Source organism: Schleiferilactobacillus shenzhenensis LY-73 (assembly GCF_000469325.1).
GTDB classification, from domain to species: domain Bacteria; phylum Bacillota; class Bacilli; order Lactobacillales; family Lactobacillaceae; genus Schleiferilactobacillus; species Schleiferilactobacillus shenzhenensis.
The window spans coordinates 247,733-259,346 of record NZ_KI271584.1 but is presented as its reverse complement, the minus strand read 5'-3'; the positions used below and the strand labels follow the sequence as shown (position 1 = coordinate 259,346).

Sequence of the window (11,614 nt, the reverse complement as noted above, 5' to 3'; positions counted from 1 at the left end):
CTTAACCGGTCTAAATCTAAAGGAACACCATGGACCGGGTGTGTATACATTTGAGGACATTTTAGAAAGCAGTGATGGCAAATGCCCCAAGTTTATTTTCTTTGTACCGTCAATTCCTGCCGCAGCCAAATGGCAGAAGGGTTCGCCAAGGCGCTACTGGGCAGCGATTGGCGCATCGCAAGCGCCGGGATCGAAGCCCACGGGCTCAATCCCCTGGCCGTTCAAGTGATGGCGGAGAGAGGGATCGATATTTCTCAGCAGCGTTCCAAGGTGTTCGATAACGACTATCTGCTGCATTCAGACCTCGTCGTCACGCTGTGCGGCGATGCCCGGGACCGCTGCCCGGTCACCCCGCCCAGTGTTCAGCACCGGCATTGGCCGCTGCCTGACCCGGCGCAGGCCACCGGCAGCCCCGCGGCGGTCCTGGCTGTGTTCCGGGCGGTACGGGATGCGATTGAAGCCGATGTCCGGACCTTGCAGTCGTGGTCACCGGCACGGTAAGCGCGGGGTATAACAGACAGCGTACTACTCGAATGAGCGGCACGCTGTCTGTTGTTCCACGTGGAACAAACCGTGCTTTTGACTTAGCAACTGTTTATTACAGCCTTGAGGGTTGGCGGTAACTCCCAACGCGGCATAAAGAAACAGGCCGGATCATTGTCATCGCTACTCCACGGGCATACGATAAACTTCGGAGGTGGTATGATGACCAACAAGAACGAGACGACCAGGATTGTGACCCGCATCGACCGACAAACCAAAATGGAAGCACAATCAGTCTTGGCGGAAATGGGGCTGGACATGAGTACCGCCATCAAAATCTTTCTGAAACAAGTTGCCCATGATCGCCGCTTACCGTTTACCCCAGATGCAGAAGATCCCTTGGACCGGGCGACCGACCTCGCCCTAGAAGACGTCGCCGCCGGCCGAATCACCACATTTGATTCACTCGCGGATTTCCGTAAGGATCTTTACTCTGACGCGGATTAACGAGACCAGTCTTTTCCGAAAGTGGGATACCCCGCCTAATTGATTGAAAAACAGGTAGAACAAAAACCGGTTCTAAATATATGACAGCAAAACAGGGTGCCGTGGGATAAGCGGCTCCCCGTTTTTGTTTCACGTAAAACACAAGCCGTCATACCCCCGCAATAGTCCACGTAATCAACGCCTGGACTTGAGCCACCTTCTCAGCCAGCGGCAGGCGTCCATCAACCAGTAAATCCGCCCCTTTGCGCATGAACACGGCCGAGGCGGCAAAAATCGGTTGCGCACGCTCGTACGCCGCACACCAATCTAAAATATCCTGCTTCGTCTTCGTCGGGGTTTGGTAATCGCGCCGGATCTGGCGGGAGAGCGCAACATCCAGGGGCGTATCTACGACCACCACGGCATTGATCAGACCGGCCAGGGCATGGTGGCGGTACCCAAAGGGAAAGTCCAGGAAGATCAGGTCATGGTCCCGCTGGGCCGCGGCTACAGCCGTCAGCATCGGCGTAACATCAAACTGGTTGACCATGCCTTCAGGGTCAGTGAGTACCATGGCCAGGTCCGGGGCGCCGGGCTGCGCGTCGATATCGTAATCATCGAAGGACACGACGGCGCTGCTGGGATAGTGCGGCAGCAGCGCGTTGATTAATGTCGTCTTGCCGCTGCTGGTAATGCCGCTGATGCAGATAATGGTGTTTTTCAAAACCGGGGCTCCCTTCTGATTATCTCAAATATGATACAACAGTCGATTGTATCACCCAAGTGAGCGAATCTGGATTCGCTCACGATTAATGTGGGGCTCCTCATAAACCAGTTTCTCTAGCCGGCACCCATCTCCCACATGTTGTATAATGAGAACTATCCTAACAGATTAGAGGAGATTCCATGCCTGAATTGACCCATTTCTATGATGCCTTCCAACCCAGCCACTACGACGTCTATCTGGACGTTGACCGCGGCACAAAGCATATCAGCGGCAAGACCACGATCACCGGGACAGCCAAGACGCCGGCCATCGCGATCCACCAGAAGTACCTGACGATCACCGCTGTCCAGACGGCGGCTGGCGCTGACCTGCCCTTCACGGTGGACGACGCCAATGATGCTGTCCGCATCACCCTGCCTGCTGCCGGCGAAGCGACTTTCTCAATCACCTACTCCGCCCCGCTGACCGACACGATGATGGGTATCTACCCGTCTTATTATGAGATCAACGGTGAGAAAAAGCAGCTTATCGGTACTCAGTTCGAGACCAATGCAGCCCGCCAGGCCTTCCCCTGCGTGGACGAGCCGGAAGCCAAGGCAACTTTCTCCCTGGCGATTAAGTATGACGAAAAGCCCGGCGAGACCATCATCAGCAACATGCCCGAGGAGCGCGTGGAGAACGGCGTCCACTACTTCCAGCAAACCGTCCGTATGGCCAGCTACCTGGTGGCCTTCGCGTTCGGCGAGCTGCAGAGCAAAATGACCACCACCAAGAGCGGTGTCAAGATCGGCGTGTTCGCCACCAAGGCGCACAACCCCAACGAGCTCGACTTCCCGCTGGATATTGCCAAGCGGTCCATCGAATTCTACGAAGACTTCTACCACACCCCCTACCCGCTGCCCCACTCTTGGCAGCTGGGCCTGCCCGACTTCTCCGCCGGCGCCATGGAGAACTGGGGCCTGGTCACTTACCGGGAAGCCTATTTGACCCTGGATCCCGATAATACGACGTTAGAAATGAAGCAGCTGGTCGCCACCGTCATTGCCCACGAGCTCGCCCACCAATGGTTCGGCGACCTGGTAACGATGAAGTGGTGGGACGATCTGTGGCTCAACGAATCCTTCGCCAACATGATGGAATACGTCGCTGTGGATGCCCTCCAGCCGGATTGGCACATCTGGGAGACCTTCCAAACTTCCGAAGTACCCGCGGCCTTGCAGCGAGATGCAACGGACGGTGTCCAGTCGGTCCATGTCCCGGTCGAAAACCCGGCCGAGATCGACTCCCTGTTCGACGGCGCCATCGTCTACGCAAAGGGCGCCCGAATGCTGGTCATGGTGCGCGCCTTGATCGGTGACGACGCGCTGCGGGCCGGCCTGAAGGACTACTTGGGTGCCCACTCTTACGGTAATGCCACGGGCGCTGACCTCTGGGCCGCCCTGGGCAAAGCTTCCGGCATGGACATCGGCGGGATCATGCACTCCTGGCTGGATCAGCCCGGCTACCCGGTGGTTACAGCCGCCGTCAAGGACGGTCAGCTGACCCTTTCTCAACAGCAATTCTTCATTGGGGAAGGCAAGGACATCGGCCGGCAATGGCAGATTCCGCTGAACAGTAATTACGATGCGGCCCCGGCCATCTTCTCCGAGAAGACCGCGACGCTGGGCGATTACCAGCAGTTGCGGGCCGCCGCTGGCGAGCCGTTCCGGGTCAACGTCGGCAACAATTCCCACTTCATTGTGCAGTACGACAGCACCTTGCTGAAGGACATTCTGGACCACGCCGCCGACTTGGACAACATCGCCCAGTTGCAGATCCTGCAAGACCTGGGCCTGCTAGCTGAGGGCGGTAAGACGTCCTACGCCAACTTGGCGCCGCTCCTGCCCCGCTTCGCTGACAGCCATTCCGCCATCGTCACCACGGCGCTGTACCGGGCCGCCGGCAGCCTGCGTAAGTTCGTCACTCCCGATTCACCGGAAGAAAACAACCTGCGCGCCCTATACGACCAGCTGAGTGCTGGCCAAGTGACCCGCCTCGGCTGGCTGCCTCAGGCCAGCGACACCAACGACGATCAGATGGTCCGGCCCTATGTCTTGAGCGCTGCCCTTTACGCTAAGAACCCCCAGGCCATCGCGGCTGCCCACGAGATTTTCAACCAGAACCAGGACAAACTCGCCAGTCTGCCTGCTGATGTCCGCGGCCTGATCCTGACCAACGAAGTCCGCAACTTCGGCACACCAGCACTGATCGACCAGCTTCTGCAAGCCTATCGCCAGACCACCGACGGCAGCTTCAAGAGCAACATCCGCGCCGCTGTCACGGCCACCACCGACCCGGCTGAGGTTGCCAAGATCATCGCCCAGTTCGAGGACGCCGACACCGTTAAGCCCCAGGACCTGCGTGGCTGGTTCGCCAACCTGCTCCACAACCACCGCGGCGAACAAGCCGCCTGGGACTGGCTGCGCAACGACTGGGCCTGGCTGGCCAAGACGGTCGGCGGGGACATGGAGTTCCCCACCTACATCACCGTCGTTGCTGGCGTCTTCCGCACCCCGGAACGCCTCGCCGAGTTCAAGACCTTCTTTGATCCCAAGCGCGACAACCCCGCCCTCACCCGCGAGATCGCCATGGACACCAAGGTCATCGAGAGCCGCGTCAAGCTCGTCGAAGCCGAGCAGGATGCCGTGAATGCGGCCGTGGCCAAGCTCGTTAAGTAATCTTTTGTGAGAAAGCCGTAAAAAAACGCCCCGTACGTCACGCTGATTACGTGATGTGCGAGGCGTTTTTGCTTTGGACGAATACTCATGGGTGATCGCGGATAGTGAAAACCACTCCCACGATCACCACCAGGGCAAAAGCAGCCCAGCCAATGACGGGGAAATGGATGACAATGAGCGCCCAAATAATGGCGCCAGCGAAAGCACCTAGGGTGTTCCAGGGATGCTGGCGAATCGCAGCAAGTCTTTTTTTCACGGTCAAGTCCTTCTTTGTATAGTAGCCGGTAACCGCCGGTATCCCGTGTTTCGTAGGGTGGCCTGCGATTCATGCGGTCATCATACGCTTGCCTGTGAATGCGCCGCCAGTTTCCTGCTCAATGTAACTGGGTATCCCGAATATCATGGCACGCACGGTTATTTCTTTCCTTCTGCCCACGTATCATAAACTTCAACCGGCACACTAGGAAAACGCTGCTTGATTGAGTCGACATAAGCCGCCGCATTCCGTGAAACAACAATCAGATCCGGGGGCGTGGCGGTATCAAACAACTCGCTCAGCTTGGCCGCCTGCCACGAATAATCAGGCTGCTTGGCCTGTAAATCCAGGAGGGCTTTCTTGTAATAGTCCCCGTTAGCTTCCGCATGAATCAATGCACTGCCTTGGAAATCAAGGCGGTCCATTTCAGTGATGAAAATACCAGTTTTCATAGTCGAACACCCCTTCACGATTAGTCGACGCTTGTGCTTGCTCAGTCAAGCTTTTGCCGACCTTGAAACCATTTTACGACTTTTCTCGCAGGAATGACAGACTCTAAAATCTATGTCACAAAATGATTGAGTTGTGCACCGTGACCGCTCTGTAACCGCCGGGCTACTGGGGGCACTGAACGCAATCCCCAGCGCCCCGCAAGTCAATCCAGAAGGCCTATTCAAAACTCATAAGTTTAGCTAGGCAGGATTGAAACCCGAAGTAAGCTGCTTTATTTCCTGCCATTTTCATCGGTAAAGTTTGGTTCAGCTATTGGCCATTTGGTAATAGAGACGGCTCGGCCGCTCGCAATGACAGCTACCAGTACGGGTGTACTTACGGAAAAAAGTTCAGAATAAAGTCGACAATCCCGAGAAATAGATTATGAGAAAATCTGGATCGTTTTTCACCGGGAGACATACCTCGCTTGTTGTCCTTGTACAACTCAATCAAGGCGGATAACAGATTAAAGGCAATGACCACACCAAGGATAATCAGAAAAGGAGTTAAGTATTGGAAAAAGAGTGTCTTATTTTTCGTTGGATACAATGCGTTTTCATCTCCCATGGCTGGCTGCATTCGATAGAACGGTCAACATACAAAAGGTGGGATAGCAAATCCTCCTATTCCACCCTTAGGAAACACTAAGCGGAAATCGTTTGACCCGGTACAACCATTCCACGCATTGCAGGATAGCCAATGTACTCCATCCACTTATTGAATAAACCCAGTGGTGAGGCATGGTCAACCATTGGACTCACATAGGTAGAAACCATGCCCGCAATTGAGTCCACAGCGCCGCCACCGCGTACGTTGCTAAGCTTTTCTTGACTTAACGGTTGATAATCGTTAATGAATTGATCCATCACCAGTTTCCCCTTTCTCTTGTTCAAAACCATGAGCAAACAAGTGAGTGGGCCCCCCTAAGGACAAAAGTCAGTTTATCTTATCCGTCTTGATGGGGACCATCCTATTACAGGATACCCGTGTCGTTGCTCGCTTATACTGCTCCACCCCTCCTTTCACTATCGACAATAAGCTTCTCCCGTTCCTAACTCAAAAACTGATAAGAATGCTTATTAATTCCATGTTGAGGAATTGATTGAGGCGTGCACTTGTTCACTTTTTCCCAAAAAAGTTTTGACTGTGATCCCCTTTTCCAGCAATCAACGCTGGTTCGTGGTCTCCATAATGGCCACCAGTCTTGACGCGGAAATGATTTTTTCTGTTTTCTGTTTTACCTATCAGGTACAAAATTTCAACACGATGTGCCACTTTGTTGTTAACCGCTTTTATTAATGCTATCGAGATACTAGTTACTGGTATTCAATCGATCAATAAAGCTCCGCCAATACGTCTTCTGACCCGTGATAATCGACACCTGTCCCATCATGCCGTAGTGCAGTGACGAAATTTGAACCTGGCGAAGCTCTTTTAAAGGCACCCTAGCCGTCACACCAAAGTAATTCCCCGTCTTGGTCACAGTCGGCGCAACATCAATCCGAACCACTCGCCCCGTAAGAATGAGCGGGCTCGGCACGTTGCGGGCAATTCTCAGCCGGACCTGCTGCCCACGCTCGACGCCCATCACATCCGTCGGTGAGACGGGCACTGTCACTTTGACCGTTGCTTGCTTCTGAATCTGCGGATAGATTTGGGCCAGCACTTCACCAGTGGGCACGAGTTTATCACCTGCTAACGCCGCATTCGTATGAATCGTTCCGGAGATTGGGGCCCTCACTCGGAAGTCCTTCGTCTGGTCTTTCAAGACGGCCGCTTTGGCGTTTGCCGCGTTCAATGTTTGGGTTGTCTGATTCGTCTGCGCGGCAATGCTCTTAAGCTGCCCAGCCTGCAGTGAACCGATTTTCTCATTGGCTTCAGCGGTCTGGATCTGGCTGGTGTCTGCCTTCTGATTGTCTGCCTGCTGCAGCTGTAAGGAGTCTAACGTAGTCTTGGCTGTATTCCGTTGCTGATTAATCTGCCCCAAGTAGCTGTCCTTCACTTTGGTCAGGGCGGCACCCGTCAGTCCCCTACTCTCAGCGGCATAACTGCTGTATAGATAACCATAGCGGGCTTGGGCATCATATGTCCGGCCACTGCTGATTGCGGATGCCACCGCGGACGCTGCTGCCACATTCGCCTGGGCATCCTGAATACTGGCAGCAAGCAGGGCTCCCTCTTTGCTCGTCTTACTGTTGATCGCCGCCTGCTCTTGATCCACCTGCTCAGACGCCAATCGATAAATCTCGCGCTGATTCAAGTAGTCCCGTAACTGCTCGTTCAAGCCAGACTTGTCCGGCTTGGAAAACGTATTGCGGTTTTCCGATACACCCGCTTTGAAAGTAGCCAAGGCCGCCAGCTGCTGCTTGGCTTGATTCACTTGATGGGTGAGCACCTTCAACTGTGCTGGGTTGCTCACATCGTGAAAGACCAGAAGCGTCGTGCCCTTACGAACATAATGGCCCTCTTGCAGGTGATTCTCTACCAGCCGGCTGGCCACAGTCGTCTGCACACTGACCGGATAGTGTAACGGCGCTAGTTCCCCAGTAGAACGCACCGTGACTTCCTTTTTGGCAAAGATAACAAAGAGGAGCGCGAGCAGTAGTACCAAAACCGCCGGTAAAATTGCTAACGTCGCAAAGTTCGTATAACGCCGCTGATAAAATTCCGTTGTAGCTAAGCCGCTCTTCTTTAAATTCTGCACGGGTCTATCCCTTCCTACTCGTTGACCAGCCGGGCGTAGTACCCATGCTTAGCCATCAGTTCATCGTGGTGCCCTTGTTCCACCAGTTGTCCATGATCAAGCACGACGATATTGTCAGTCCGTTTGGCAATCGTCAACCGATGGGCAATAAAAATGAGCGTCTTATCTGGGAGCGCCAGCAAAGCGTCCACAATCTTGCGCTCCGTAATCGTGTCCAAATTACTGGTAGACTCATCAAAAATCAGCACCGGGGCGTCCGTTAATAGGGCCCGGGCAATAGCCAATCGCTGGCGCTGACCGCCAGACAATGTACTGCCATCTTCCGAAAGATCTGTGGCGTACTGTAGCGGTAACCGGTCAATATCATCCTTGATTTGGGCCAGGCGACACGCTGCATCAACTTCTTCTGGCTGAACAGAATGATGTGCTCCCATCAACAAGTTCTCCATTACTGTTCCAGCAAACAGCTTAGCCTCTTGCGGCACATAAACCACGTGTTGCCGTAACGTGGTCAACTGAACTTCGTTGATATTGTGCTCGTTAATGGTGATGGTCCCCTGGTCTGAATCCAAATCGGCATAACCCGTGAGCAAGTGCGCCAATGTGGTCTTACCGGACCCGGACATGCCGACAATCGTCAGCTTGGACTTGGGCGCAATCGTCAACGAGACGTGATTCAACACAGCGGGTGCGAATCCGTATCGGAACGAAACGTCAGTGACTTTAATGGGCCCTGCCAGTGCAGCATCGTCTTGAATAGGCCGCTTTTTGACGAACTCCGAATCAACAAGCAGCACTTCGTTCAACCGATTGTTGGCTACCCGGGCCATCTGCAGCTTGGGCTGTAAGTTGATGATGTTCTCAAGAGGATCGGTAAAGTAGGCTAACAAAGCGTTATATGTGAACAGCTGCCCAAGCGTCAGCTGGTTGTGTATTACCAAAACGGCGCCTACCCACAACACGACAACATTCAGGACCAGCTTCAAAGCTGTTTTCAATGCTTGCTGGAGCTGGTCACTCTTAGCGTAGGCAAACGATTTATCCAAAAATTCCGCAAACTCAGTATCGACTTTCGTATAGCTCTTCTCCTCAGCAGTGAGTGCCTTGAGCGTATCGATGCCATCTAAAGCCTCAATCACAGTCGAGCTGAGGATGGCGTTTTTCTCCATTGTCGCTTGGTTAAGTGTCTTAAACCGTTTTTGAAAGGCCAGCACAATAATGACGTAGATAGGAACCGCGACTAAGGAAATGAGGAACAGCCGGGTGTTCTGTACTCCCAAAAAGATTCCGACAGACAGCACCATGGCCACGTCGAGAAAGACAGTCACGATCAAACTTGCCAAGGCATCAATGATTTTACTGGCGTCAGTGAACCGGGAAACAATCTCCCCAGTACGCCGGGTAGCAAAGAAGTTCATGGGTAAAGAAAAGACGTGGCGTACGTAAGCCATTGTGACGTCAATCGTCAACCGTTGCCCAAGAACAGTGAGCAGAAAGCCCTGGGTAAAGCCGAACACTGACCGGAAAACATAGGCAATGAGCAAACCGCCTGCCACAACGCTCAAGGTCGTTACCATGGCCGCGGGAATATAGCTGTCGACCATGACTTGGATAAAGTATGACCCGCCAATACTGATAACGGTTAGAAGAATGGCCGCTAGAACAATCTGACCAACCAGTTTTTTCTGTTTCAACAGTAGCGGCGCAAAACCCCACAGACTGCCTTTATCTTCCTTAACCGGTTTATATGCCGGTGCCGGTACAGCAAAGATGGCGATGCCATCCCACTCCTGGGCAAAACGTTCCTTGCTCATCTTGGTTATACCGACAAGCGGATCTGGATCACCCAGTACAATGCTGTCTTTAGTTGCCCGAAAGACAGTATAGTAATGTAGGAACTTGCCTTCCTTCAGGACGTGCACAATGAACGGAAAAGGCAGGTCTGCTGCTTCAAAGAGCGACATATCTGCCTTGATTGCCCGAGTAGAAAAGCCGAGCCGGTTGGCTGCTTTGACGATACCCAGGGCAGTCGTACCATCATTATCTGTCTGGGCAACATCTCGCAAGTGAGCTAAGATGTAATCAGACCCGTAAAAGCGGCAAACCATGTCAAGTGCGGCAACACCGCAATCGCGTTCGTCCACCTGGGGAACATAGAATTTCTGTAGTGTTGCCATTTGCCACCCCTACTATTCAACACTCACTTAAACAATCACCGACTGACGACTTGAACATAGGCGGCCGAAGCTGGGACTGCTTCATCCGGTACGGCGACTGCCCAAATTCCGAAAATGCTTGCAGCAAGTACAATGGCAACCTTCATCGCACGCTTCTTTTGACGCAACTTCCATGATTTATTTCTATTCAAGATAATCACCTCAAACACATCATATGGTAGAATGAAACTGGTGAACAGTTTCCATAAGCATTCTTATAATTTTGAGGGGGAATAATGCGATGGGTGATTCATGGCGTAATGATTTGGGGAAAATCGAGTATCAAGCGCGGTCACGAATGAACATGTCTGCCAGCGACATTTCCAACGGTTTGGGCGTGTCTCAACCTACTGTGACCAACTTTGAGAACGGACGGTCGGACATTAGTCTCAGTCGGTTCTACATGATACTCAACCGGTTCTACATGACTCCCGGAGAATATTTTGCACGGGTGGATGACCGAACCGACTTCTTGTCACATTTTATGCGCGAAATAAGAGCGGCCAATCAAACAGACGATTTGGCCATCTATGCGCGGCTACAGAATGAGGTTGAGAAAAAGTATCCTCGCTCCCACAAGTCTCCTGGTCCGGTTGAAATGTTAAAACTGGCAATTAAGGGAATGGCAGCGTCAGTTACTGATCCGCACTACACCTTTTCACTTGACGATGCATTTCAAATTAAGGAATTTATGGGCCTCGATGGAAACTGGTTTGAGTTTGAGTACGCCATCTTCTCACTCACCGGCCAATTTCTGCCATTAAAAATTGCTCTACCTATTTTTAAAGACATGCTTGCAGCGTACCTTGCACATCCCCTTTACCTTTATCGCGCAACGTTTAATTCTATTGTCTTTAACTTTTGTGCGTCGCTTATCATGGATCACAATCTAGCGGTTGCCACCCAGCTTTTAGATCTGGTTCAGAACACAGGTCCTAAGACAAGCAACGACGAGTTTTCACGAGTCATTTACATTTTACGACAGGCATGCATTTACCTTTCTAAGTTACCTGCAGCAAACGATGCCTTGGCGCGCGTCAAAATTGTTGAAGATGGCTTGTCGCTCTTTATGCCGGAAGAAAGTACGCGTGATCTTCACCTGCTTGGCTTGCTGGGAATCAAGCTGAAAACAGGATACCGTAATCTGTCATGATGGGGTTTTTGGCACCGTTGCCAATTCAAAGGTCAAGGCGCAGACTCGGAAAAACTGCCTGGCGATGGCCGGTTGTGATTGTCACAGACACAACAAAGAAAGCTTATGACCCCCACTAACGCTCAGGCTTAAGCCATCTTCGTTAACGTCTTACTTTCTTCCAGATGAAGGATGAAAGCGAAACCTGACAACACCATTCTCCCGGTAGAATACAAACGATCAAACCATCGCATTGAGACAGTCGACAGCCAAGCTACCGCGTTGAGCTCGGCTTCTGGTGAATAAGCGGCCAAACCATCTTGGCTGCGATCGCGACAGCACTGATTGACAAAACGGCCTGTACCAAAGTAAGGAGGATGCCGTGATTGCCGAGCCGATTC

11 protein-coding genes are annotated in these 11,614 nt (G+C 52.6%); 4 read left to right on the top strand and 7 right to left on the bottom strand.

The annotated features are described in order from the left end of the window. Positions 1–81: 81 nt before the first annotated feature. Positions 82–501, top strand: coding sequence for an arsenate reductase (thioredoxin) (gene arsC, locus L248_RS04730; protein WP_022528953.1), 420 nt, complete (start codon positions 82–84; stop codon positions 499–501). Positions 502–705: 204 nt separating this feature from the next. Continuing rightward, entirely contained in the window at positions 706–990 is a 285-nt protein-coding gene (locus tag L248_RS04725) for a type II toxin-antitoxin system RelB/DinJ family antitoxin (protein ID WP_040534819.1), read from the top strand. A 148-nt stretch (positions 991–1,138) separates the two neighbouring features. On the opposite strand, the gene L248_RS04720 is transcribed toward L248_RS04725, so the two are convergent. Then, positions 1,139–1,693 carry a nucleoside/nucleotide kinase family protein gene (locus tag L248_RS04720; RefSeq protein ID WP_022528951.1) on the bottom strand — a complete coding sequence of 185 codons (555 nt, stop codon included), beginning with the start codon at positions 1,691–1,693 and terminating at the stop codon, positions 1,139–1,141. Positions 1,694–1,875: 182 nt separating this feature from the next. On the opposite strand from L248_RS04720, the gene L248_RS04715 reads away from it, so the two are divergent. Further along, positions 1,876–4,413 (top strand): M1 family metallopeptidase, encoded by a 2,538-nt coding sequence (locus tag L248_RS04715; protein ID WP_022528950.1) that lies wholly within the window; start codon positions 1,876–1,878, stop codon positions 4,411–4,413. Positions 4,414–4,498: 85 nt separating this feature from the next. On the opposite strand, the gene L248_RS15805 is transcribed toward L248_RS04715, so the two are convergent. The 5 genes from L248_RS15805 to L248_RS04690 form a co-directional block, all read right to left on the bottom strand. After that, the gene (locus L248_RS15805; RefSeq protein WP_022528949.1) at positions 4,499–4,669 is read right to left on the bottom strand and encodes a hypothetical protein; all 171 of its coding nucleotides are present in this window, start codon (positions 4,667–4,669) and stop codon (positions 4,499–4,501) included. 158 nt (positions 4,670–4,827) lie between these two features. Continuing rightward, a complete protein-coding gene (locus L248_RS04710) occupies positions 4,828–5,121 on the bottom strand; it encodes a hypothetical protein (RefSeq protein ID WP_022528948.1) in 294 nt (97 codons plus the stop codon). Positions 5,122–5,805: 684 nt separating this feature from the next. Continuing rightward, positions 5,806–6,027 (bottom strand): hypothetical protein, encoded by a 222-nt coding sequence (locus tag L248_RS04700; protein ID WP_040534815.1) that lies wholly within the window; start codon positions 6,025–6,027, stop codon positions 5,806–5,808. Positions 6,028–6,473: 446 nt separating this feature from the next. After that, complete coding sequence (locus L248_RS04695) at positions 6,474–7,865, bottom strand: bacteriocin secretion accessory protein (protein WP_022528944.1); 1,392 nt, start codon at positions 7,863–7,865, stop codon at positions 6,474–6,476. A 14-nt stretch (positions 7,866–7,879) separates the two neighbouring features. Further along, positions 7,880–10,042, bottom strand: a complete 2,163-nt coding sequence (locus L248_RS04690) for a peptide cleavage/export ABC transporter (RefSeq protein ID WP_022528943.1) — start codon at positions 10,040–10,042, stop codon at positions 7,880–7,882. 280 nt (positions 10,043–10,322) lie between these two features. Between L248_RS04690 and L248_RS04685 the strand changes: the two genes are divergently transcribed. After that, entirely contained in the window at positions 10,323–11,234 is a 912-nt protein-coding gene (locus L248_RS04685) for a helix-turn-helix domain-containing protein (RefSeq protein ID WP_022528942.1), read from the top strand. A gap of 128 nt (positions 11,235–11,362) precedes the next feature. On the opposite strand, the gene L248_RS16190 is transcribed toward L248_RS04685, so the two are convergent. Then, positions 11,363–11,614: hypothetical protein (locus L248_RS16190; RefSeq protein ID WP_220095311.1), on the bottom strand; the 252-nt coding region annotated here is incomplete at its 5' end.